This window comes from Pandoraea sp. XJJ-1, from assembly GCF_026802345.1.
Lineage (GTDB): Bacteria > Pseudomonadota > Gammaproteobacteria > Burkholderiales > Burkholderiaceae > Pandoraea > Pandoraea cepalis.
In genome coordinates this window covers 3,781,160-3,805,040 of record NZ_CP113827.1, presented here as the reverse complement: position 1 = coordinate 3,805,040, position 23,881 = coordinate 3,781,160, and the positions used below count along the sequence as shown (strand labels likewise).

Annotated in this window: 22 protein-coding genes; 9 read left to right on the top strand and 13 right to left on the bottom strand. The window is 64.7% G+C overall.

All coding sequences use genetic code 11. The features are described 5' to 3' along the window. Positions 1-85 precede the first annotated feature (85 nt). Both OYT13_RS17520 and OYT13_RS17515 read right to left on the bottom strand, forming a co-directional pair. Entirely contained in the window at positions 86-664 is a 579-nt protein-coding gene (locus tag OYT13_RS17520; protein WP_017234279.1) for a DUF1439 domain-containing protein, read from the bottom strand. 247 nt (positions 665-911) lie between these two features. Next, complete coding sequence (locus OYT13_RS17515; protein WP_017234278.1) at positions 912-1,124, bottom strand: SlyX family protein; 213 nt, start codon at positions 1,122-1,124, stop codon at positions 912-914. A gap of 102 nt (positions 1,125-1,226) precedes the next feature. Here OYT13_RS17515 and OYT13_RS17510 point away from each other — a divergent pair, with 102 nt between their 5' ends. Beyond that, positions 1,227-1,544, top strand: coding sequence for a YnfA family protein (locus OYT13_RS17510; RefSeq protein ID WP_026132006.1), 318 nt, complete (start codon positions 1,227-1,229; stop codon positions 1,542-1,544). Between the two features lie 5 nt (positions 1,545-1,549). On the opposite strand, the gene OYT13_RS17505 is transcribed toward OYT13_RS17510, so the two are convergent. Both OYT13_RS17505 and OYT13_RS17500 read right to left on the bottom strand, forming a co-directional pair. Continuing rightward, positions 1,550-3,115 carry a sensor domain-containing diguanylate cyclase gene (locus OYT13_RS17505; RefSeq protein ID WP_268566723.1) on the bottom strand — a complete coding sequence of 522 codons (1,566 nt, stop codon included), beginning with the start codon at positions 3,113-3,115 and terminating at the stop codon, positions 1,550-1,552. Positions 3,116-3,192: 77 nt separating this feature from the next. Continuing rightward, positions 3,193-3,657 (bottom strand): Lrp/AsnC family transcriptional regulator, encoded by a 465-nt coding sequence (locus tag OYT13_RS17500; protein ID WP_017234275.1) that lies wholly within the window; start codon positions 3,655-3,657, stop codon positions 3,193-3,195. Positions 3,658-3,924: 267 nt separating this feature from the next. Here OYT13_RS17500 and OYT13_RS17495 point away from each other — a divergent pair, with 267 nt between their 5' ends. The 5 genes from OYT13_RS17495 to OYT13_RS17475 all read left to right on the top strand — a co-directional run bounded on the left by OYT13_RS17495 (position 3,925) and on the right by OYT13_RS17475 (position 9,092). After that, the gene (locus OYT13_RS17495; protein ID WP_017234274.1) at positions 3,925-4,554 is read left to right on the top strand and encodes a LysE family translocator; all 630 of its coding nucleotides are present in this window, start codon (positions 3,925-3,927) and stop codon (positions 4,552-4,554) included. A 510-nt stretch (positions 4,555-5,064) separates the two neighbouring features. Then, positions 5,065-6,102, top strand: a complete 1,038-nt coding sequence (cyoA, locus tag OYT13_RS17490) for a ubiquinol oxidase subunit II (protein WP_083902321.1) — start codon at positions 5,065-5,067, stop codon at positions 6,100-6,102. A gap of 15 nt (positions 6,103-6,117) precedes the next feature. Next, a complete protein-coding gene (gene cyoB, locus OYT13_RS17485) occupies positions 6,118-8,097 on the top strand; it encodes a cytochrome o ubiquinol oxidase subunit I (protein WP_026132005.1) in 1,980 nt (659 codons plus the stop codon). A 2-nt stretch (positions 8,098-8,099) separates the two neighbouring features. Further along, positions 8,100-8,726 (top strand): cytochrome o ubiquinol oxidase subunit III, encoded by a 627-nt coding sequence (locus OYT13_RS17480; protein ID WP_017234270.1) that lies wholly within the window; start codon positions 8,100-8,102, stop codon positions 8,724-8,726. Continuing rightward, positions 8,727-9,092 (top strand): cytochrome o ubiquinol oxidase subunit IV, encoded by a 366-nt coding sequence (locus tag OYT13_RS17475; protein WP_017234269.1) that lies wholly within the window; start codon positions 8,727-8,729, stop codon positions 9,090-9,092. It abuts the gene before it with no gap. A gap of 747 nt (positions 9,093-9,839) precedes the next feature. On the opposite strand, the gene OYT13_RS17470 is transcribed toward OYT13_RS17475, so the two are convergent. Beyond that, entirely contained in the window at positions 9,840-11,627 is a 1,788-nt protein-coding gene (locus OYT13_RS17470) for a peptidoglycan D,D-transpeptidase FtsI family protein (RefSeq protein ID WP_017234268.1), read from the bottom strand. A 243-nt stretch (positions 11,628-11,870) separates the two neighbouring features. Next, a complete protein-coding gene (locus OYT13_RS17465; protein ID WP_268566722.1) occupies positions 11,871-12,722 on the bottom strand; it encodes a DUF3047 domain-containing protein in 852 nt (283 codons plus the stop codon). 151 nt (positions 12,723-12,873) lie between these two features. Here OYT13_RS17465 and OYT13_RS17460 point away from each other — a divergent pair, with 151 nt between their 5' ends. Next, a complete protein-coding gene (locus tag OYT13_RS17460; protein WP_268566721.1) occupies positions 12,874-14,223 on the top strand; it encodes a hypothetical protein in 1,350 nt (449 codons plus the stop codon). A gap of 27 nt (positions 14,224-14,250) precedes the next feature. Here the strand turns inward: OYT13_RS17460 and OYT13_RS17455 are convergent, their stop codons facing one another. Both OYT13_RS17455 and OYT13_RS17450 read right to left on the bottom strand, forming a co-directional pair. Next, complete coding sequence (locus OYT13_RS17455; protein WP_017234266.1) at positions 14,251-14,781, bottom strand: chromate transporter; 531 nt, start codon at positions 14,779-14,781, stop codon at positions 14,251-14,253. Continuing rightward, on the bottom strand, positions 14,778-15,380 hold the full coding sequence (locus tag OYT13_RS17450) for a chromate transporter (RefSeq protein ID WP_261938175.1): 603 nt from the start codon (positions 15,378-15,380) through the stop codon (positions 14,778-14,780). Before OYT13_RS17450 ends, OYT13_RS17455 begins: the two co-directional genes overlap by 4 nt. Positions 15,381-15,538: 158 nt before the next feature. On the opposite strand from OYT13_RS17450, the gene OYT13_RS17445 reads away from it, so the two are divergent. After that, a complete protein-coding gene (locus tag OYT13_RS17445; protein WP_017234264.1) occupies positions 15,539-16,462 on the top strand; it encodes a LysR family transcriptional regulator in 924 nt (307 codons plus the stop codon). A gap of 54 nt (positions 16,463-16,516) precedes the next feature. On the opposite strand, the gene OYT13_RS17440 is transcribed toward OYT13_RS17445, so the two are convergent. Then, complete coding sequence (locus OYT13_RS17440) at positions 16,517-17,116, bottom strand: TlpA family protein disulfide reductase (protein ID WP_017234263.1); 600 nt, start codon at positions 17,114-17,116, stop codon at positions 16,517-16,519. A gap of 26 nt (positions 17,117-17,142) precedes the next feature. Continuing rightward, on the bottom strand, positions 17,143-18,300 hold the full coding sequence (locus tag OYT13_RS17435) for a transglutaminase-like domain-containing protein (RefSeq protein WP_017234262.1): 1,158 nt from the start codon (positions 18,298-18,300) through the stop codon (positions 17,143-17,145). 294 nt (positions 18,301-18,594) lie between these two features. Here OYT13_RS17435 and selD point away from each other — a divergent pair, with 294 nt between their 5' ends. Beyond that, on the top strand, positions 18,595-19,674 hold the full coding sequence (selD, locus tag OYT13_RS17430; protein WP_017234261.1) for a selenide, water dikinase SelD: 1,080 nt from the start codon (positions 18,595-18,597) through the stop codon (positions 19,672-19,674). A 54-nt stretch (positions 19,675-19,728) separates the two neighbouring features. On the opposite strand, the gene OYT13_RS17425 is transcribed toward selD, so the two are convergent. The 3 genes from OYT13_RS17425 to OYT13_RS17415 form a co-directional block, all read right to left on the bottom strand. Beyond that, positions 19,729-20,559: an alpha/beta fold hydrolase gene (locus OYT13_RS17425; RefSeq protein ID WP_268566720.1), complete on the bottom strand. Its 831-nt coding sequence runs from the start codon at positions 20,557-20,559 to the stop codon at positions 19,729-19,731. 14 nt (positions 20,560-20,573) lie between these two features. Further along, entirely contained in the window at positions 20,574-22,145 is a 1,572-nt protein-coding gene (locus OYT13_RS17420; protein WP_268566719.1) for a benzoate-CoA ligase family protein, read from the bottom strand. Between the two features lie 136 nt (positions 22,146-22,281). Next, positions 22,282-23,868: a 3,4-dehydroadipyl-CoA semialdehyde dehydrogenase gene (locus OYT13_RS17415; protein WP_261938177.1), complete on the bottom strand. Its 1,587-nt coding sequence runs from the start codon at positions 23,866-23,868 to the stop codon at positions 22,282-22,284. Positions 23,869-23,881 lie beyond the last annotated feature (13 nt).

The following is a 23,881-nucleotide window of genomic DNA, read 5'->3' as shown; positions in this document are numbered from 1 at the left end:
GCGCGACGCCGGAGAACCCTGCGGCATAAGGCAAGGGCAGCCCGCGGGCTGCCCTTGTTCTTTTGCGACACGGCGCGCGATCCTGTCACTTCGTTTTGACTTCGACCTTGATGCCGTCGGACAGCACGGTGATGGCGCCCGGCTCGACATCGCGTCCGCCATAACGCAATTGCTCGGGTTTGAATGTATAGATCGGATACTGATTGAGTACTTGCTGGGCGAGAGAGCCACCAATGGCCGTCAATTGTTGGTCGTATGCCGGGGGCATGCCGTTCACATCCACACGCTCGACGTTCGGGTTGTCGAGCAACACGGCGCGTTTGACCGGGTCGTATTTCAGCGCGCTCGACAGGCTCAGCACGCCAGCGAGCGGCTGGCCTTGCAGCAAGACGTTCTGCAATTGCGCGTCGATCTGCGTGATGACGCGATTGGCCTGCGGGTTGAAGCCGATTTTCGGATGCGTCAGTTCGACGGACAGCAGTTGGCCGTAGTTGAGCGTGGTCGGGAAGCGCTTGCCGACGGCCGCCTCGATGTCCTGACGTGTCATCGTGTACTCGCCGGTCCAGATGTTGTACGCGGCATTGGCCGGGCGCATGAGCGGGGCGAGCGCAAGGCCGAGGAGCCCCGCCGCCGTCAGGCGCAGCGCGTCGCGGCGCGAGGTCACGGAACTGTCCGAGGTGTCGGTGGGGAGGAGGCGACGAGGCGGGCGGTAAGCGGTCATGTTACGAAGGTCCGAGGGACGGGCACGGCGCGGCCATGCCTGAATCGTCGATGATGATGTGACCCGGACGACGCAGAATCGTTCTGCGTGCGGCAATTGCCCGTGCGAACCGTGTCAATCCGTGCCCACGCACGTTCGTCTTCGCGCAACGGCGCTACCGGCCCGCCAGTTCGATCCGGTTCGATCCAGTTCAATAATGCGGCGGGACTTCATGGCGTGGATTGCCATCGTTCCCCCCCTGTCCCTGCGACTGCATCTGCTGGTACAGCGCCTTGATCTGCTTTTGCAGCAAATCGAGCTGCTGCTCCTGACGCGTGACGATGTCGTTGAGGGTTTCAAGCAAATCTTCCTGAAACGCCGCCTTGACTTCGAGTTCGACGACGCGTGCTTCCAACGATTCCATGAGCTTCTCCGGTAGACGCGGCATTGTAGGCCACCCGGCGATTAGCCTGTCGATGTTGCCTGCGATATGACGCATTCGATTCGCGCCGGGCATAATCGCACGATGAAAACCTTCCTGCTTTATGTCGTCACGGCGGTGGCGGAGATCGTCGGCTGCTATTTGCCCTGGCTGTGGCTCAAGCACGATCGCAGCGCATGGCTGCTTGTGCCGGGGGCGATGTCGCTCGCGCTTTTCGCGTGGCTGCTGACGCTGCATCCGTCGGCGGCCGGTCGTGTTTATGCGGCGTACGGCGGCGTTTATATCAGCGTGGCGATCGTGTGGCTATGGCTCGTGGACGGGGTGCGCCCAACGCCGTGGGACATGGCCGGTGTGGCCATTGCGTTAGCGGGCATGAGCCTGATCGCGTTCCAGCCGCGCTAGTCGCTTCAGTCGCGACTGCCGCCACCGCTCATCTCGCCGGTGCCGGACGGCAGTCCATCGAGCACACGCCGTTCGTTCATGGTGCCGGCGTAGTGATTGCGCTTTTCTTCGTACATCAGCAAATCGGCCCGTTGGGTCGTGGCTTCGAGCCGCTCTCCAGCCTCGCACGTCGCCATCCCCATCGAGAACGAGAGCGCTGTGCCAGGGTAGAACGAGTTGTTCAACTCCACGAGTTGGCGAATGCTCTCGATCAGCGTCGCGCCACTCGTCGCATCGGTGGAGGGCAGCAGCAACGCGAATTCGTCACCGCCGATGCGCGCCGCGATCTGCGGGGCGGTGACCGCTTTGCCCAACACCTCGCCCGCACGGCGCAGCAGCGCGTCGCCTGCGGCGTGCCCTAGCTGATCGTTCACGGTCTTCAGGCCGTTCAGGTCGGCGACGATCACCGTCACCGGATAGGGCCCCTTGCGCTCCAGCCGATTGAGTTCGTCGACATAGAACGAGCGGTTGCGCAGCTTGGTCAGCACGTCGTGCTTGCCGAGGAATTCGAGATACGACTCGGCCTTCTTGCGCGCGGTGATGTCAGTGAGCGCCACGAGCACCAGGTCCCAGCGCGCCTCGTGACCGGGCAGCACCGCGAATTGCAGGTGAACGTTGATCTCGTTGCCATCGAGCGCGTAGTTGACGACTTCGCGCTGCTGGAACAGCTTGTTCTCCCACAGGTCGACCAACTGCTCGCGGAAATTGTGTCGCATGTCGTCGCGGAACACTTCGGGCAGGCGGGCGAGCAGCGAGGCCTTGTCGGGCGCGACGAACATCGCAAGCGTATGGCGATTCACGTCGAGCACGTGGATCTCGGTCATGCACCGTTCCACGAATTCGGGGTGAACGTCGGTAAACGTGCGGAAGTCCGTGATGCCACGCGCACGGGCGTCGTCGAGCAACAACTTGATTGCGCTGAAATCCTCGACCCAAAGCGAGACTGGCGAGTATTCGAACAGCCCGCGTGCGTATTGCTCGCCCATCGTCACGCGCTCGCGGGTGTGTTCGAGTTCGGTCACGTTTTCCAGCGAGATCAGCACGCGTTCCAGCGTGGCTTCGTGCCCGGGCAGGACCGAGCCGTTCAGGAGCACATCGAGACGCCGGCCATCGAGCGTGTAGTTGACCGTCTTGCTCGTGAAGTGTGTACGGCCGTCCCACAACTGGCAAAGCTCTTCGATGTGGGTCTTGAGCATGTCGTCGCGGAAGATGCGCGGCAGGCCGGCCACGAGCGCGTCGAGCGATGGGGCGTTGAACATCGACAACGTTCGTCGATTGACCTTGATGACACGAATGCGCCGCGAGCAAGCGGCGACGTGCGCCGGGTCGATCCTGAAGTGGGCGCGCAGGTCGGTGACCCCTTGCGCGCGCCATTCGTCGAACAGTTGCCTCACACCGCTGAAGTCCTCGAGCCAGAGCGAAACGGGCGCGAGATCGAACATCAGGGCGTCATCGTTGGCGGCGCTGGCCCCGAGCGCATTGCGCGGCAGGGAGGTCGGCTGGGAGGGTACGACGGGCGTGGCGTCCGGCATGAGGCACCTGAGGTCTGCTAAGTCGAGTCAGTCCGCCATTCTACGGGCAAATGCGCGCCACGCCGCCGAGAGTCGGATTAGAGCAACGGCGCACCGGTATCGCGTTTGACTTCTCGCAGCGACAGCATCGATTCGATTGACGAGACGCCGGGCAGGGCGCGCAGCACGTCGCGCGTAAACATGCCGTAATCGTCGAGATCCGTGGCAACCACCTCCAGCAGGTAATCGGCGCTGCCGGAGATGTTGTGGCACGACACGATGCGCTCGATGGCCTGGACTTCGCGCTCGAACTGCTCGGACAGCGCGCGGTCATGCACGGCGAAGCGCACATGCACGAATGCCGTCACGCCCAGCCCCAGCGCGCGGTTCGAAAGTTCTGCCCGATAGCTGGTGATATAGCCCTCGGCTTCGAGCCGTTTCAGACGTCGCGCACAGGGTGTTTCGGACAGCGACACACGTTCGGCGAGCCGGGCGTTGGAAATGCGGCCATCGCGCTGGACGATGGAGAGAATCGCCCGATCGATGGCGTCGAGTTCGTTCATGATGAGTATCCCGCTACGAAAGCTACTACAAAGATGGCATTCCACCACGATCTGCAATTTCCGGAAAGTGTTGCCCTCATCCTTCCGGATTAGGTTGATTGTCGCGGGTGTGACCTCTAACTTGGTGAGACTCCAATGTGAAATGCACTTTATTGGTGAAATAAGCTAAATTATTAAAGAATTGTGAGTGAAAAACGCTGTGTATCGCTCGTTGAATAGCGAGATCATGAGGTTCGTTTCCGCCATTGCGGCCGTCAGGGGAAAATCATGGTTTCGCTGCAGTTGCTCACCGTCTTCGTCGGTGCGTTGATCGTCGTCTACGCGTTGCCGGGCCCGGATATGGCGCTCGTCATGCAGACGAGCATGACGCGAGGGGTGCGGCACGGATTGGCGACGGCGGCCGGCTTGGCGCTGGCGCGTGCCGGGCACGTAACGCTCTCGGCCTGCGGCGTGGCGGCGTTGTTGCGTTCGGCGCCGTGGCTCTTCGAGACGGTGCGCATCGCGGGCGCGATCTATCTGGCGTGGGTGGCGATCCAGATCTGGCGTTCTCCGGCGTTCGGCATCGAGGCCGCGGCCGCGCCGACCGACGCTGCACCGCCGCTCGCGCATGCCGTGCGGCGCGGTGTGCTCTCCAGCGTGCTCAATCCGAAGGCGCTGCTGTTCTGTTCGGTGCTGCTGCCCCAGTTTGTCCGCGCCGAAGCCGGGCCCATGTGGTCGCAGGTGCTCGAACTGGGTGTACTGCTGCTGGTCGTGGGTGCGATCTTCGACGTGACGCTCGCCTTCGGTGCCGCCCGCATCGCCCGCTGGCTGCGCACCCGTCCGCTGGCACAAAAAGTCCAACGCTGGTCGTTCGGCGCGGCGCTCCTGGCGTTCGCCGTGCGCCTGTCGCTGGATTGAAACGCCGGGCCAACGTCCTCAGCTGCCTTCCCTTCCTCTCGATGCACCAATCCGGTGCGTTTCGCTGCGACACGGCAAATGGAGGTGCGACACAACGTCGCACCTCTTGAAATCTAAGAACCTTCCCGAATTGCTGCATTGCACAGCGTTTACCGCCAAACACGTGCCGATCTGCTTTGAAAACGTCGCGCGCGTATGCGTGAGGGCTGCGCGACACATTGTCGCGCCGGTGTGTGTGCGATGTCCGGCCTAATTAAACTTCGGCATAATGCCGCACCGTGATGGAAGTAAAAGACAAGAAGTCGGGCAGTGACTTGAGGTCTTCGGGGCGGCAACCCGCCCCGGTTCCCGTCTTTTCGATGACACAGTCGTCGTAGTTCGGCCGGTGCAATATCGGCGCGGCGACTGCTCCCGTCTCACCTTAACCCTTGCCAACCTCCTGCGACCCTGCATCAGGCCGGTAAGCCCGTGTTGCGCCGTTCGTTGGCCAACTCAACCCTGTCGTGTGACATGAAGAAACACAGAAACCCGCGATTGCTAAGGCTCCTCGCCCTGTGCTCGCCGCTGCTTTTGGCTGGCTGCGACATGGCCGTTCTCAACCCCAAGGGGCAGATCGGAGAAGAGACCAAATCCCTGATTCTCACGGCCACCTGGCTGATGCTGATCGTCGTGATTCCGGTCATCTTGATGACGCTGTGGTTTGCGTGGAAATATCGCGCGAGCAACAAGGCGGCCCGCTACGAACCGAACTGGTCGCACTCCACGGCCATCGAGGTCGTGGTCTGGCTCGTGCCGATCATCATCATTGCGATCCTCGCGCGCATCACCTGGGTCTCCACCCACGAACTCGATCCTTACAAGCCGCTGCAAAGCGATGTGAAGCCGATCACGGTCGAAGTGGTGTCGATGAACTACAAGTGGTTGTTCATCTACCCGGAGCAAGGGATTGCGTCGATCAACGAGTTGGCCGTTCCGGTCGATACCCCCGTGAATTTCAAGATCACGTCGGAATCGATCATGAACTCGTTCTTCATTCCGCAATTGGGTAGCCAGGTCTACTCGATGGCCGGTATGCAGACGAAGCTGCACTTGATCGCCAACCACGTCGGTGCGTACGACGGCATTTCGGCGAACTACAGCGGCGGCGGCTTCTCGGGCATGCGTTTCAAGACGTTGGCGATGACCGACAACGACTTCGAGCAATGGGTGACGAAGGTGCGCGAGTCGAAGAAGGTGCTCGACCGCGACGCCTACGCATCGCTCGTGCCGATGAGCGAGAACACGCCGGTCACGTACTACAGCTCGGTCGACGCGAACCTGTTCCAGTCGATCGTGCACGCCCCGATGGCATCCGGCATGGCCCAGCAGCAGGACGGCCATGAGAACCACGGTGCCATGGACATGAAGGGCATGGACATGAAGATGGACATGAAGGGTGCGGCCAACGACACCGCGACGGCACCGGCCGCCGCGATGACCATGGCCATGGACAATGCCGGCGCGCATGCGATGCACGCCGGTGCGTCTGCGCACGCGCACAAGGAGTAAACAACAATGTCAACGCTGTTTGGCAAACTGACTCTCGAAGCCATCCCGTACCACGAGCCGATCATCGTCGGCGCGGTCGGCATGATGGTGCTGGGGGGGCTGGGCATCATTGGGCTGCTCACCTACTTCGGCAAGTGGAAGTACCTGTGGAACGAATGGGTCACGTCGGTCGATCACAAGAAGATCGGCATCATGTACGTGCTCGTCGCGCTCGTTATGCTGCTGCGCGGCTTTGCCGACGCCTTGATGATGCGTACGCAGCTCATGCTCGCGCACAACTCGCCGGGCATTCTCCCGCCGGAGCACTACGACCAGATCTTCACCGCCCACGGCGTGATCATGATCTTCTTCGTGGCGATGCCGTTCATGACGGGTCTCGTCAACCTCGTGGTGCCGCTGCAGATCGGCGCCCGCGACGTGGCATTCCCGTTCCTGAACACGCTCTCGTTCTGGCTGTTCGTGGCCGGCGCAGCGCTGGTGAACCTGTCGCTGGGCGTGGGTGAATTCGCGCGCACGGGCTGGCTGGCTTACCCGCCGCTCTCGGGCATTCAATACAGTCCGGGCGTGGGGGTGGATTACTACATCTGGGCCTTGCAGATCTCGGGTCTGGGGACGTTGCTCACGGGTGTGAACTTCGTCGTCACGATTCTGAAGATGCGTGCGCCGGGCATGAACCTGATGAAGATGCCGGTCTTCACGTGGACCTCGCTGTGCACGATGGTGCTGGTGTGCGCCGCGTTCCCGGTGCTGACGGTGACGCTGGCGCTGCTATCGCTCGACCGCTACCTCGACTTCCATTTCTTTACGAATGAGTTGGGCGGCAATCCGATGATGTACATCAACCTGATCTGGATCTGGGGTCACCCGGAGGTGTACATCCTGATTCTGCCGGCGTTCGGTATGTTCTCGGAGATCATCTCGACGTTTTCGGGCAAGAAGCTGTTCGGCTACAAGTCGATGGTGTACGCCACGGCTGCGATCATGGTGCTGTCGTTCCTCGTGTGGGCGCACCACTTCTTCACGATGGGCTCGGGTGCCAACGTGAACGCGTTCTTCGGTATCGCGACGATGATCATCTCGATCCCGACCGGCGTGAAGATCTTCAACTGGCTTTTCACGATGTACCGCGGTCGCGTACAAATGACCGTGCCGGTGCTGTGGACGCTGGGCTTCATCGTCACGTTCGTGATCGGTGGCATGACGGGGGTGCTGCTGGCCGTGCCGGGCGCCGACTTCGTGCTGCACAACTCGCTGTTCCTGATTGCTCACTTCCACAACGTGATCATCGGTGGCGTGCTGTTCGGTTACATCGCCGGGATGAACTACTGGTTCCCGAAGGCCTTCGGCTTCAAGCTCGACGAGCGTCTGGGCAAGGCAAGCTTCTGGTGCTGGCTGATCGGCTTCTACCTCGCGTTCATGCCGCTGTACGTGCTGGGCTTGATGGGCATGACCCGTCGCCTGAACCACTACGAAAACGCTGCGTGGCAGCCGTGGCTGATCGCCGCGTGGGTGGGGGCACTGTTCATCGCCGCCGGTATCGGTTTCCAGGTGCTGCAACTGGTCGTCTCGATCAAGAACCGCAAGGCGCTGGCCGACACGACGGGCGATCCCTGGAACGGCCGTACGCTGGAATGGATGACGTCGTCGCCGCCGCAGTTCTACAACTTTGCCGAAGAGCCGCGCGTGCATGACATCGACGAGCTGGCCTATCGCAAGGCCCACGGCATCAAGGGCGATCTGAAGACGAGCTACGCACCGATCCACATGCCGAAGAATACCGGCGCCGGTTTCATCATCAGTGCGTTCTCGCTGGTGTTCGGTTTCGCGGCCATCTGGCACATCTGGTGGCTGGCCATCGTCGGCTTCGTCGGCATGATCGTGACCTTCATCTGCCGCAGCAACGACGATTCGATCGACTACTACGTGCAGTCGCCGGAAGTGGTGGCCATTGAAACGGCTCACCATCAGGCACTGGCCGCAGCAGCAAAGGCTTAATCATGACGAGCGAAGTTCTCAAACACTCTGGCGCGCATGCCGATGCGCATGCGCACGACCACGCGCACCACGACACCGGTGGCAACACGATCTTCGGTTTCTGGGTGTACCTGATGACCGACCTGGTGCTGTTCGCCGGCCTGTTCGCCACCTTTGCGGTGTTGCGTGACTCGTCTGCGGGCGGCCCGACGGGCAAGGAACTGTTCGACCTGAAGTTCGTGCTGGTCGAAACGTTCATCCTGTTGTTCTCGTCGATCACCTATGGCTTTGCCATGGTGGGGCTGCACAACGGCAAGAAGAGCACGGTACTGGGCTGGCTGGCGGTGACCTGGTTGCTGGGTGCCGGGTTTATCGCGATGGAACTGTATGAGTTCCACCATCTGATTCTGGAAGGTGCGGGCCCGAACCGTAGCGGTTTCCTGTCGTCGTTCTTTGCCCTGGTGGGCACCCACGGTCTGCACGTGGCCTCGGGCCTGCTGTGGATGGCCGTGCTGATGTTCCAGATCGGCAAGAAGGGTCTGAACTCGACCACCACCACGCGCCTGCAATGCCTGTCGCTGTTCTGGCACTTCTTGGACGTGGTGTGGATTGGCGTGTTCACGGTCGTGTACCTGATGGGAGCGATGTAAATGAGCAATACGAAATCGGTGCAATCGCACGGCCACGACGCTGGCCACAATGCGGCCGGGGGTAGCCACGGCAGCGTGAAGTCGTACCTGATCGGCTTCGTGCTCGCGGTGATCCTCACGGTCGTGCCGTTCAAGCTGGTGATGGATGGCACGATGCCGCCGTCGACGGTGCTGCCGCTGATTCTCGGCGCGGCCCTCGTGCAGATCATCGTCCATCTGATCTACTTCCTGCACATGGACCGTTCGTCGGAACAGCGCTGGAACGTGATGGCCTTCGCGTTCACGATCCTGATCGTGTCCATCGTGCTGGTCGGCTCGCTGTGGATCATGCACAACGCCAACACACTGATGATGCCGGGGATGTAAGGCTTCTTCAGAACTTGTCTGCGTTTCTTCGGACAAGTGAGAGAAAGGCGGCGCCGGTTTCCGGGCCGCCTTTTTCTTTTTGGGGCGCTTTGGAGGGGCGGCCTTCCAACCGATTTCCGAGCCGACTCGCTAACCGGTTTCGGTGAATGATTCGACGCGTTGCCGGGGGGCACGGGCTTGTGCGTGCCGTTTGGCGCCTCAGTACGCAAAAAAGGCAGTTCGAGTCATCGAACCGCCTTTTTTGCTCACACCTTCCCGATCCGTCGACACCGCCCGCTCATTCACCTCCAACGCCCCCGCAATCCCCCATACCCGCGACGCTTGCCGGTACCCTGACTGCGCTCCACTTTAAAGTCGCTCCGTCAGGGCACCGGCAAGCGTCGCTCACGCATCCTGTCTCACCACCCGCCTTGGTTGTCCCATGGGGGCGTCGCATCGCAATCGTTGACGGATCGGGGGCGGCGGCACGGTTCGCTCACGCGTCCTGTTTTACCAGCCACCTCGGTCGCCCGACGGTGGGCGTCGCATCGTGTGCATTGACGTATCGGGTTGGGGGCCGCCCGCGGTGCGACTTAACAGGCATTGGAGTGCCGCGGGCGGCCCCCAACCCGATTTGCCGCTAACGTTGGAAGCGACCGGGCGCATCAGGACATACGGGCGCATCAAGACATACGGGCGCAACACGGAGCTGCGAGGCGCTACGAGGCACTACGAGACACTACGAACCGATATCAAGCCCACAAAGCCCTATCCGTGCGACGCCGCCTTGTCATCCGGCGGCGTATCCGACGTCGGCGCGGCGAGGATCACCCCGGGCCGCACCGGCAGATCCGGACGAATCCCCAGCAGCGGCAACGCCTGCGATGCAATCTCCGCAAACGCCGGTCCCGCCGCCTGACCACCAAAGTGCTGCGACGCCTTCGGCTCATCCACCGATACCGCAATCACCAGGCGCGGTGCCGACAACGGCGCGATCCCCACGAACGATGCCCGATACTTCGAGTGATCGTATCCGTGCGCGCCCGCCTTGTAAGCCGTGCCGGTCTTGCCGCCAATGCTGTAACCGGCGACCTGCGCCGTCGTGGCCGTCCCGCCCGTATCGACCACGCCCGCCAGCATCTGACGCATTTCAGCCGCCGTGTGCGCGTCGATCACCCGCACGCCCTCGGGCTGCACCGGCGTATCCGGCTTGATGATGGTGATGGGCACGAGCACCCCATCGTTGGCAAAGATCGTGTACGCGCGCGCCAACTGGAACAGCGACGCCGAGATCCCGTAACCGTACGCCATCGTCGCCTGCTCGATCCGCCGCCACGATTTGTACGGACGCAAACGCCCCGATACCGCCCCCGGGAACCCCAGCTTCGGCTGCTGACCCAGTCCGATCTCGGTGAACATGTCCCACATTTCCTCCGCCCGCAACATCGTCGACACCTTGGTCATGCCGATGTTGCTCGACTTCTGAATGACACCCGCCGCCGTCAACACGCCATTCGCGCTGTCGTCGCTGATGGTCGCGCCTTCGAAGACGTATCGCCCGGGCCCCGTGTCAATGAGCGTGGTCGGCGTGAGCCGATGCAGGTCCAACGCCAGCGCCATGGTGAACGGCTTGAGAATCGAGCCCGGTTCGAAGACATCCGTGAACACGCGGTTGCGCAATTGCTCGCCCGTCAAATGCGCTCGGTCGTTCGGGTTGTAGGTCGGCAAGTTGGCCAGCGCCAGCACCTGACCGGACTTGGCATCGATGACGACCGCCATCGCCGCTTTCGCCCCCGTGCGTTCCAGTGCATTCTTCAACGCCTCGTAGGCGATGTACTGCACACGTGTATCCAGCGTCAGGCGAATGTCCTTGCCGTCTCGCGGCGGGCTGGAGTCGTCGAGGTCCTGAATGGTCCGGCCGATGCGGTCCTTGATGACGCGTCGCACGCCCGCCTTGCCCTCGAGCAAGGGCTCCTCGCCCAGCTCCATGCCTTCCTGGCCCTTGTCTTCGACATTGGTGAAGCCCACCACATGCGCCGCGACTTCGCCTTCGGGGTAGAAGCGCTTGTATTCGCTGCTTTCGTACACGCCGGGGATGCCCAGGACTTCCATCTGTTTGCCGATCTCCGGCGAGACCTGACGCTTCACATAGACGAACTTCTTCTCGCCGATGAGCTTGGCGCGCAGTTCCTTCGCGGGAATGTCGAGCAGTTTGCTGGCCTTCTGCAGGGCACTGTCGGACAAGTCGTCCGGCACCTCGGCCGGTACCGCCCAGATGGTGCGCATCGGCAGGCTGGTTGCGAGTACGCGGCCGTCGCGATCCTCGATCTTGCCGCGCACCGCAGGCATGACGATGGTGTGCTCGTATCGCTTTTCACCCTGCGCGATATAGAAACTATTGCCCGGGCCGGCAATCCAGAACGCTCGTGCGACCAGTCCGATGAACGCGAGGGTGATCGTGATGACGACGAACTTGGAGCGCCACATCGACATGCGCGACTGCAATACCGGACTGGAAGCGAACGTAACGTCCTTGGGCTGGCGATTCTTTTGCATGGCGCTCGCGGGGCGGTGAGAGGCGTGAACAGCAATGAGCCCGTCGACAAACTCTGGCTCAGATTCTAGGCGAGATAGCGTAGCACGCAAGTGACTGTTGTAATAGCGCAAAGGCCCCGTCAGACGGGGCTTTCCGGGATTTTTTCGACGGCATGGTCGCCGCCTCTCGAATCGGTGTCGGCAGATAAAACCGGGCGCGGAATGTCTCGCGACATCGCCCTGCGCGCGGCGCACGCCGTGGCGTCACTTTCCCGCGCCGAACCGAACGTCGCCATACCAGGCGTGCGCGCTGGCGTGCGTGTTGTCGCTGTCGGTAAAGATGCCATAGCCGAGCAGCTTGCCCGGCTTCTCCCGGTAGATGCGTTCGTAGTCCGCCGCGACGTTGCGCGAGAACGTTTGCCACTTGCCGAGCGACGCATTGCCGCCCGCCACCACGAGCATCTGCACCCGATCGGTGTGCGGGTTCTGGATGACACCGCCCGGCGCGGCATCGTTGGACCAGATATACATCAGCGTGGCATAGGGCAGGTCTTTGCCCCCCGCCTTGGCGAGCGCCATGGCCGCCCGATCGCCGAACGGCAGCGACGATGTGTTGCCGTCGAAGAAAAACACCAGCCGCGCCGGCGAATCCTCCTTGTCGCCCACCCGGTTGTCGGCGCCCGGGATCGCCTGGTCGACTCTCCAGCGCCATGACACGACGGGCGTCACGCTCAGGTCGACGCCGTCGCCCTGAGCCATGAGCGCCGAGGCAGAGTCGACCGAAGTGGCCTCGATGACGTTGCGCCCGCCATCGACGACGACGGCGTAGGTGGTGAGTTTCTTCCCGCTCACGACCGGCAGGTTTCGCCATCCGGATGGCAAGGCACTGCCCGGCACGGCTTTTGAGAAGAGAAGGGCCTCCGGGGCAGGATCGGCCGCCCGTGCCACCGCCGCGCTCAGGCCGACGGCCACGGCTGTCAGCGCGCCCACGAGCACACGCGTCCCCGCGCGCAGGGGGCCATCACGTCGACACGTCGGGACCCACGAGCGCGCGAGTCGCCCAAGCGGCCCAAGCAAAGCAGAGTGGGATGCGGCCAACTCGGGGACGATCGACATGGAGCCTCCAACGGATTCGGTGGCAACGCAATGCGTCCATCATCCCAGATTCTGCGTGAGGCGGTCCGACAGAAGGGCGGGCGAATCCTGAAGCGTCTTGCGCCGCAACGGTGGACGATGCTCGCTTTTCCGACATCCAGGAGGCGCCGACATGCCATTCGTTTCCCATGCAGCATCCCACCCGGTGAATCCGTTCATGCGCTTGGCCAACGAGGCAGTGAACTGCCTGCATGACGGGGTCCGCGGCGATTTCGCAGGCGCATCCGCGTGTTTGCGAGACAGCGGACTGCACCACCTGCTCAACGACGCATGGCAGAGCGCGTGCCTGGGGTATCAGCGACACGGCGCAGCACTCACCGGGGCCGCTGAGGTGACGTTCGCCTGTGCGCTGAGCGCCGTCACGGTGGGCGCCACGTGCCGATATCTTTGGCCCGAGCTGCGCGCGCTGGAGCGCGCCTGCACTGCGGGCGAGGGCGCGCTGCGCGAGTGGGCGCTCGACACCGATGCGCAACTGCGGCGTCGGACCGTGGAGGAAGTCACGGCCATGCGCCAGTGTCTGGCGGCATTCGACGCAACGCAGACCGCCGCCCATCCCCTGCCACCCACTGCGGTTTCGCAACGCGCCAGCGCAACGACGCGCCGCAAGTTCGCGGAACTGCGCATCGCGGAATCGCTGATTCTGCATCTCGCCGACGCGCCGCAAGCGAGCTTGGCGCAAAGCGACCGAGTCATCGGGCTTTGCCAGTTACTGGCCCATGGCCTGGGTTTCCGGCTGCCCGGCGCCGTCCGGCGCGCGCTCAACCTGAGCGACGACCGTCCCTCGCTGATCCGTGACGATGCTGCCTTCGCGCTGCTGCGCGAACGTCTCGAACCCGATTGGCGACACGATGCCGAGGGCTCGCCGACCTTCAGCGTTCATCCGGTCGACGTGCAACTGTTCGATCCGTTGGAGACGACTGACGATCTCTCGGACGACACGCGAGACGCCCGCGCGATGCTGACCCATCCGGAGGCCCTGCGGCGCGTTCGATCCCGCGTGGTCGCGCTGTTCGCCGCCAGCGTACGCGCTGACTGCGGCGGTGATGGCGACTGGCGAAATCTCGCCGTCCGCGCGCTGAATACCGCCGCGCAGCGCGGGCTGACCTGTGAGCGCGTACTTGACGCCATCGGCGTCGCGACACGCGCGAGTATCAGCGCGCGCTTCGCTTGGCGCTGGACCGACGAACCGTTGCCGCAGGCGGGGGATGTTCTGGTACCGGCGATTCCGATGGACGTTGCGCCATGGATTGCCCGAGTGATGCTCGTGGCCGGAAGGCCTGGAGGGGCCGGCCGGTGCACCCCATGCCCACCCCGTCTTGCGGCGCTGGCACGCGGCGATACGCCCGCGTCGCTGGTGATCGGGTCCACCGACTGGATGCATCTGGTCGACGGGATCGGCGCGTTGGGCCGTGATCACTGGCACGCGTCGTACGCGCAAGTGCGCGAGGCGGGCAGGGGGTGACGTAAGCGGCGGGCGCGACCGCTGCCGCTACAGGTACGCCCCGCCGAGCAAACCCGCGATGCTGCCCGCAGCGAGCCACCACAGCGGATGCACGCGCGTGCGGATGGCGAGCACCGCCACGGCCGCCGTGATCCCGCCGAGCCACCACGATGTCGCCGACGCTTCGACGATCAAGGCCGCACTCGCGGCAACGAGTCCCGCCGTCATCGGCACCAGACCAGCCTGCACAAGGCGACGCCATGGCCGGTCCTTGAAGCGCTCCCACAGGTGCAACACGCCGATCGTGATGAGCGATGACGGCCCGAACTTCGCGAGCGATGTCACGAGCATACCCTGCCAGCCGGCCACGTGCCATCCGACGAGCGGCACGATCATGAGGTTCGGGCCGGGCGCCGCCTGCCCCAGCGCAAACAGTGCGCTGAATTGTTCCGACGTCATCCAGTGATGCAGATCGACGACCTGACGCTCCATCTCCGGCAGGATGGTATTGCCGCCACCGAAGGCCAGCACGGACAACTGCGAGAAGATGAGCGCGAGCGAGACGAGGGTGCCGGTCATTGCGACACCCGCCACGTGGCGTAAAGGGAGATCGGTGTCATCACCAGCATGGTGAGCACGAGCGGCACGCGCAGCACCGCGATGGCGATGAAACACGCCGCCGCCACCGCGGCAAGCACCACGGACTTGCGCAGCGGCCACGAGACTTTCCAGGCGATCTGGATCAACAGCCCGGCAGCGGCCGCTGCGAGTCCGGCGAAGAGATGCCGCACGTGCGGGTCGTGCTGAAAATGCTGATAGATCGTGCCCAGTGCGATCACCACCGCCGACGGCACGGCGATCAGGCCGAGGATCGATGCGAGCGCGCCGCGCCATCCATGAAAGCGCATGCCGAGCGCGACGGACAGATTGATGATGTTGCCGCCGGGCAGAAATTGGCACAGCCCGAGCAAGTCGGTGAATTCGGCGGGCGTGATCCATCGATGCTTCTCGACGATCATCCGACGCGCCAACGGCAGCGCTCCGCCGAACGCGGTCATGCCAAGGCCAAGGAAGCCCAGGAACAAGGCGCGAATGCTTGGGGCGTCGGCAACTGGCGGCGCCGGCGTCGTGGCGGGCAGGCCGGAGTCTGCAGGTGCGGAGGGGGCCGGAAGGCTCATGGCGGGTTCGATCTGAAAACGGGACTGCGGTGGGGGACGCAAGACAGGGGGCCATCGAAGGACGGACAGCACCGATGCCGCGCGCAACCCCTTGAGCGTAGGCGGATTGCGCTATATTGTCCAATATATGGAAGTGACTTGAATCATATCGAATCAATATGGCAAATATCGACGTGCGGTTATTGCGCTACTTCATTGCGGTGGCTGAAACGGGGCACATGACGCGCGCGGCCGAGCGTCTGGGCATCGGACAACCGCCGCTCTCGCAGCAGATCCGGGTGCTGGAAAGCCAGCTGGGCGTGACGCTCTTCGAGCGCCTGCCGCGCGGCATGGCGCTCACCGACGCCGGCCAGGCGTTTCTTGGCGACGCGTACGAGGTCGTGCGCAAACTCGATCAGGCGGTCGACGACGTGCGCCGCGTCGCGGCCGGCATCAAGGGACGGCTGTCGGTAGGCCTGACCAGTTCCGCAGCACTGCACCCGTTCGTGCCGACGGTGATTCGTACCTTCCGAAGCGATGCGCCAGCCGTCTCGCTGATGCTCGACGAGAGCAGTACAAGCGAGCTGCTCGACGGCCTGCGCGACGGGCAACTGGACGTTGCATTCGTACGCCAGCCGCAGGGGGATACCGCGCAGATTGTCTTCGTACCGGTGCTCGAAGAGCCGATGGTGCTCGCGGTCCCGTCGGCGCATCCGCTGGCCCTGACGGGGCGGGCGGGCAAAGCCGCCGTGCCGATGACGGCCATTGCCACGCAGAAGCTGATTTTGTATCGGCGCCGCACCGGGCAGGGGCTGTACGACGCCATCATCGCGGCGTGCCATGGCGCAGGCTTCAGTCCGAACATCGAGCAGGAAGCACCGCGTCTGCTGACGACGCTCTCGCTCGTCGCGGCCGGGTTGGGCGTGTCGGTCGTGCCCGCATCGCTCATGCGCATGCAGGTGGAAGGTATCGTCTACCGGCCGCTTGCGCCCGCGCCACGTGCACCGTTGTTTTGCGCCCACCGCGAAGGCGTGCTCGCCGGGCCGGCGGCGCGACTGCTCTATCACGTGCGCGAGGCCGCGCAGTCGATCGCAGCCGGATGAGGGGGGAAGTCGGAAGAGGCTTGATGCCGTGGGGGGGGCAGCAACGACGCACACTCAGGCCGTCGTGCCCCCCTTTTGCGTGAGCAACGCCTCGATATGCCCGTGCAGTCCCACGTCGCTCCATTCCAGTTCGCCCATGCGCCAGAAGCGCGCGTTGCCCGCGCGATCAACGAGATAGGTGGCCGGCAGCCCGAGCGATCCGAAACGCTTGTAGACGGCACCGTCGGCGTCGAGCAGCACGGTGCCGTCGATGGGAAGTTTGTCGAGGAACGGCTTGACTGTCGCCAGGGGTTCCTTGTAATTCACGGCGACCAGTGCGAGGCCGCGCTGACGGTATCGACGTGCCACCTCGCCCATCGCCGGAATCTCCTCGCGGCAGGGGCCGCACCACGTGGCCCAGAAGTTGAGGATGACCACGCGTCCACGCCATTCGGACAAGGCGTGCGGCCGGCCGTCGAGTCCATCGAGCGTAAAGGCGGGCGTGGCCCCACGCCACGCCGAGAGCGTGCCGCCGGACGTGCCCGCGAGCGCGCTGTCATCGACTTCCGCCGCCCCATTGACCGGCCCGGCGGCCCGCGCCGGTGCGCCGACGCCCCCCAGCGCACCGGCCGTGCCGAGGGCGCCGAGGGTGTGAAGAAAATGACGGCGATGCATGGCGGTGCGCTCCTTCGTGCGTGACGTCAGGCGGTGATTTCGCGGGCGTTCATGCGATAGCGGAAGGTGTCCGGATCGAGGCTGTCAAGTCGGGCGTGCGCCACCTCGCCATTCGGATACATGAGGAACGGCACGGTGCTCTGGCGCGCCGCCAGTGCGCCCGGGGCCTCCGGCAACGCAATGTCCGCGCCGTGATTGAACGCGACCCAGTTCATTTCCCATTGGCCGAAGAGCATCGCACGCGCGGCCCGCACGCGCAGGTCGTCGATCGGCAGACCGCCGGCCACTTCTTCGAGCATGACCTTGCGCACGTCCGCCGGGTCGACCGGCACCCACCCGTAGCCGGCCGCGTAGAACTCGGCGCGGCAATGCTGCGCCCGCGTGACGTCACCTGCCTTGCCCAGACTGTTGAAGCCCCGCCGCGACGTCGCGACGCGCACGCCATAGGCATCGCGGGCGGGGATGCCGACCGAGCGCGCGAGTGCGGTGAAGAGGGCGTTGATGTCGGCACATTTGCCCGCAAGGTTGCCGGTGGTGAGCATGTAGCGCACGTCGCCCGTGCCACAGCCGCGCACAGTGCCTTCGCGCCGGCAGTTTTCCACGATCCACTGATAGATGGCGCGCGCCTTTGCCACATCGCCCGTCTCGCCGCGCGTGATCTTCTCGGCCGTCTCGCGCACGAGGCCGTCGGTCGGCTGGAGCGCTGTCGGCTGGAGATACTGACGCAACACCTCCGGCGATTCGCGCGGGGCGTTGGCCGAGGGCGGCTGCGACAAGTCAACGGATCGATCGCGCGTGGTAAAGGTATTCACCAGCGTGACGGTGCGCGTGTCCTGGGCCGCCCCCTCGGGCCACGCCACCGCGAGCATCGGCACACCGATGCCCGATGCGCCATGCACCATGCGCAACGCGGCATTCGCGCCCGGGGCCTCCCAGCGCGTGCCAAGGGCATGCTGGTAGGTACCGGACGGCGATATCGCCACCGGCAGCCAGACATTCGCCGGGCCTCTCGTGGCGGGCAAGTCGACGCGCGTGGTCAGCTCGAACGTACGCCAGCCGTCGGCCGGGCCCGGCGACGGCGAGTCCGTCGACGCGGCCTGGGCCGCGGTGGGAACGAGTGAAGTGGACAGAACGGAAGCGGGCAGGGCGAAGGCGCCCAGCGAGAGGAAGCGGCGGCGTTGCATGGTGGGGTCCCCTTAGGCGTCAGCGCTCACGGCGCGTAGTGGTTAGGGTGTTGCGATGCTGCGGCAATGGCGTCCCCCCGATGGCGGGACGCGGTGAATCGGTCGCCTCATGCCGTCGACCGCCATTTCGAGACAAATCGACATGCAAAAGCTGCTTCATAATACGTCGACTTTTGGCAAACTGTCGTCATTCCGGGCGCAGCGAGTGCGAATTTCTCGCCGGCGACGCGCCGATCGAGGCTGCCGCACGCCTTGTGACGGGTTCCCGGCCATTCGCAACGCACACCAACGACCATGACCGCAATCGATGCAACCCAAGCGGGCGCCACACCGGCCGCTCCGCGTCTCACTTCGCTCTCGCACGGCGGCGGCTGCGGCTGCAAGATCGCGCCGGGCGTGCTCTCCGAACTGCTCGCCCGCAACGACACGCCGCTGCCGGCACCCGCCGCGCTGCTCGTGGGCACGGAAACCTCCGACGACGCCGCGGTCTACCAGCTCAACGACGAGCAGGCCATCATCGCGACGACGGACTTCTTCATGCCGATTGTCGACGACCCGTTCGACTTCGGCCGCATCGCCGCGACCAACGCCCTGTCCGACATCTATGCGATGGGCGGCAAGCCGATTTTTGCGCTGGCGATCGTCGGCATGCCGATCAACGTGCTGCCACGCGAGACGATTCGCGAGATTCTGCGCGGCGGCGAATCGGTCTGCACCGAGGCGGGCATTCCGATTGCCGGCGGGCACAGCATCGATTCGGTCGAGCCGATCTACGGTCTCGCCGCGCTCGGGGTGGTGCATCCGAAGCGGCTCAAGCGCAACGCCGATGCACAGGCGGGCGACGTACTCGTGCTCGGCAAGCCGCTGGGCGTGGGCGTGATGTCGGCGGCGCTCAAGAAGAACCAACTGGATGCGGCGGGCTATCGCCGCATGATCGACGCCACGACGCGCCTGAACCGTGTCGGCCCGGCGCTCGCGGCATTGCCCGGCGTGCATGCCCTCACGGATGTGACGGGTTTCGGTTTGCTCGGTCACACGCTCGAAATGTGCCGCGGCGCGAATCTGGCGGCGTATCTGCGCATGTCCGACGTGCCGTTGTTCGACGGCGTGCGCGAACTGGCCGACCAGGGATGTATTACTGGCGCGTCTGGCCGGAATTGGGCGTCCTACGGGGCATCGGTCGAGCTGGGGGAGCGGCTGACGACGCGTGATCGCGATCTGTTGTGCGATCCGCAGACGGCGGGCGGCTTGCTGGTGTCGTGCGCGCCCGGCGCGGTCGACGATGTGCTCGCGGTCTTCCGCGCCGACGGCTTCCATGAAGCCGGCATCATTGGCGCCATGCGTCCGGGCACGCCCGGGGTGCGAGTGATCTGACGACGGGCATCGTCGCAACGCGCGCCCTCCCTCGGTGGGCGCGCGCCCGCCACGTCATGCCGCCTGACGGTTTGCCGCCGCGTGATGGCGGCCAATGAACGCGATGATGGCCTCGGCCAGTGGCTGGGGCGCGTCGCGGTGCGGTGAGTGTCCGCACGCCGGCAGCTTCACGACGCTCGCGTGCGGCACATGCGCGGCAATGCTGTCCATCTGCGCCATCGTGCCGTACTCGTCGTCCTCGCCCTGGATCGCGAGCAGCGGCTTCGAGATACTCGCCACCGCGCCGACCAGATTCCACTCGCGAAACGCCGGGTCCAGCCAGATATCGTTCCAACCCCAAAACGCCGAATCGACGTCGTCGTGATAGCGACCAAGCTTCGCGCGCAGGTCGGTCGTCTCGTACACCGTCTTCGTCTTCGCGATGCTCTGCACCGACAGATCCTCGACGAACAGATGGGGGGCGAGCACGACCGCACCGGCGAGCCGGTCGGGGAATGCCGCGCTGAACAGCAGCGCGATCGAGCCGCCGTCGCTATGGCCGACAAGCCACACGTGCCCGGCCTGCTCGGGGCCGACGCCCACCGCGTCGAGAAAGGCGGGCAACACTTCCCGCGCCTGACGGTGCATGAAGTCGACCGGCCATTTCTCGTCGGGCTCACGCGGGGTGGAGCGGCCATAGCCGTTGCGCGAATAGACGAGCCCGCGAAAGCCGCCCGCGTCGCACAACTGCTGCGGCCAGTCTTTCCACATCGCAACAGAGCCCAGCCCCTCGTGCAGGAAGACCAGCAGCGGGGCATCGGCAAGCTCACGGTTGAGCCATCGGTATTCCAGCGAGAGCGGGCCGTGCGAGGCCGTCTCGATCCGGGCGAACTGTACGTCCGACATCGTCTTGTCGTCTCCTAAAGCAACTCGCGCAGCTTGAAGCGCTGCACCTTGCCCGTCGCCGTCTTCGGCAGATCGTCGACGAACACCAACTCACGCGGGTATTTGTGCGGGGCGAGGCGCGCCTTGACGAAGGCCTTCAACTCGGTGGCCATCTCGTCGGTGGCTGCGATGCCGGGCTTGAGCACGACAAAGGCCTGTGTCTTGGTCAGGCCGCCGTCGTCGCGTCCCACGACGCCTGCCTCGAGCACTGCGTCATGCTGCATGAGCACCATCTCGACTTCGATGGGCGAGACGTACTGGCCGCTGACCTTGAGCATATCGTCACTGCGCCCGGCATAGACGTAATACCCATTGGGCAGACGCTGGTACTTGTCGCCGCTCTTGAGCCAGTCGCCGAGGAACGTCGCGCGCGTCTTGTCGCGATTGCACCAATACATGAGCGCTGCGCTCGGGCCCTTGATGTACAGATCGCCGATCTCGCCGTCGGGCACGGGATGACCGTCTTCGTCGCGCAATGCCACGGCGTAGCCCGGCACCGGTTCGCCCGTCGTCCCGTAGGCGACCTGGCCGGCACGATTGGACAGGAAGATGTGCAACATTTCGGTCGAGCCGATTCCGTCGAGAATCTCCGCCCCGAAATGCGCCGTGAACCGTTCGCCGATTTCGCGCGGCAACGCCTCGCCCGCCGACGTGCACAGCCGCAGCGCCACGTCTTCACGGGCCGGCAGGTGCGGCGAGGCGAGAAGGTTGGCGTAGAGCGTCGGCACGCCGTAGAAAATCGTCGGGCGATGCTCGCGAAGCCGTTGTGCCACGGCTTGCGCGGTCGGTCGCTCGGCCATCAGCACGACGCTCGCGCCGACCGAGAGTGGGAACGTCAGCGCATTGCCCAACCCGTAAGCGAAGAAGAGCTTCGCCGCGGAGAAGGCGATGTCATCTTCGCGAATGCCGAGCACGTGGCGGCCATAGGTCTCGGCCGTCCAGTACAGGTTGGCGTGCGTGTGCACGGTGCCCTTGGGCTTGCCGGTCGAACCTGACGAATATAGCCAGAAGGCGATGTCGTCGCCGTCGGTGTCGGCGGGCAGTGCGCTCGGGGGGCCGTCGACCAGGGCGTCGAAGGTCGGCAGGGCGCGCGCGTTGCCCGCCTCGGTCGCGATCGGTTGCGAGACGATGCAGGGCGGCGGCGCCGCGCTCTCGGCCACCTTGTCGAGCGCGGCCTGCACGGTCGGCAGGAGCGCGCCGGACGCAATCACGAGCTGCGCCTTGCTGTGCGAGATCATGTAGGCGTAATCGTCGGCCGTGAGCAAGGTGTTGACGACGACAGGCACCACACCGGCGTACAGGGCGCCGAGAAAGGCGACCGGCAGGTCGATGGTGTCGAGCATGATGAGCAGAATGCGCTCTTCACGATGAATCCCCGCGCGCGCGAGCCCGGTCGCGAAACGTCGGCTTTGCTCGGCCAGCTCGCCATAGGTGAGCGCGCGCGTGTCGTCGAGATAAGCAGTCTTGGCAGCGCGCCCGCGGTTGAGCGCCTCCAGATGCGCGGCGAAGTTGAAGTTCGCCGGCGGTGGGGTAAGTACGGCTTCCATGGTGTCTCCGGTGGATCACCGCACGGCGCACTCGTTGGAGGCGTGCACGCGCGGCGTGAGGACTTGTCGGCGCTCTGGCGGCGCCTGAATGAATCACCTTGACTGCGACGGTTTGCGACGGCCGCTGAAGAACAGATTACGCCTTCGGGAGTTCGACAGCATCCTGCGTGATCGCTTCGATCAGCGCGGCGGGACCCTGAACGGCCGAGCGCACGTGATAGAAGCGCAACGCGCGCAAACCGCCCAGTTCCTCGCCGCCGCCGGCGCGGCCCGGGCCGCCATGCAGCGATTGCGGCATGACGTTGCCGTGGCCCGTCTGTGTCTTCACGACGGATGGGTCGACCGCGTGCACACGGCCGTGTGCGTCGGCCAGCGCGAGGGCGGGCGCGCGCATGGCCACGGCGTCGTTGCTGTACAGCGAGACGACGAGGGAGCCCTGCCCACGTTTGGCCAGCGCGACCGCTTCGTCGAGATCGCGATAGCCGACGAGCGTGGCGACCGGGCCGAAGACTTCGGTGTCGTGCACGCGCTGTCCGCGCGCACCATCGCGCAGGCCGAGCAGCACGGGGGCCACGCATGCGCTGTCGGTACCGGCGTCGACGAAGGCAGTCTCGCGATTGCCGTCGTAGAGGGTTTCGGCTTCCGCCTGCAGATAGGCGATGCCGTCGAGCACGGCGCGCTTTTGCGCCAGAGCGACGAGCGAGCCCATCTTGACGGCCTCGTTGCGCGGATTGCCGACGACCGTCTTGGCCAGACGCTCGGCAATGGCGGCGGCCGCGGCATCGAAGTGCGCGACGGGAACCATCGCGCGCCGAATGGCCGTGCATTTCTGGCCAGCCTTGACGGTCATCTCGCGCGCCACCTCGCGCACGAACTGGTCGAACGCGGCGGTGCCGGGCGCCGCGTCGGGCAGCAGCACGGCGCTGTTCAGGCTATCGGCCTCCACGTTGATGCGCGCCGAGCGTTCGGTAAACGCCGGATGCGCGCGCAGCGTGGCAGCGGTGTCGGCCGAGCCGGTGAAGGAGACCACGTCGAACGGGCCGATCCGGTCGAGCAGACCGGCGGCGCTGCCGCAAATCACCGACAGGCTGCCCGGCGGCAGCAGACCGGCGGCGACCACATCGGCCACCATGCGTTGCGTGAGCCAGGCGGTCGATGTCGCCGGTTTGACGATGACCGGCACGCCCGCGAGCAACGCGCCCGCGGCCTTCTCCCAAAGTCCCCACGCGGGGAAGTTGAACGCGTTGATGAACAGCGCCACCCCCGGTGTCGGACGGAACACGTGACGCACGGCGAACGACGCATCCTTGGCCAACGGCACCGCCGCGCCGTCGAGCAGCGTGTGCGCGTCGCCCAGCGTTGCGCCGAGCTTGGCATACGTCGACAGGGTGTAGATAGCGCCATCGATGTCGACGGCGGAGTCGGTGGCGACCGTTCCTGAATTGGCTGTGGCGATGGCGTAGTAGTCGTCGCGGTTCGCCTGCAAGGTGGCGACAATCTGTGAGAGTCGCTGCGCGCGTTCGCCATACGACAAGGCGCGCAGCGCCGGGCCGGCGACGTCTCGCGCGAAGGCGAACGCGGCGTCGAGATCCAGACCGGCGCTCGATACGAAGGCGAGTGTCTCGCCTGTCACGGGATCGGTGAGCGCGGTGGGCGCGCCACTACCGGCCACCCAATGGCCGGCGACATAGTTTTCCAGCAAGGCAGGGGAGTGCATGAGCATGAACCGGGGGAAT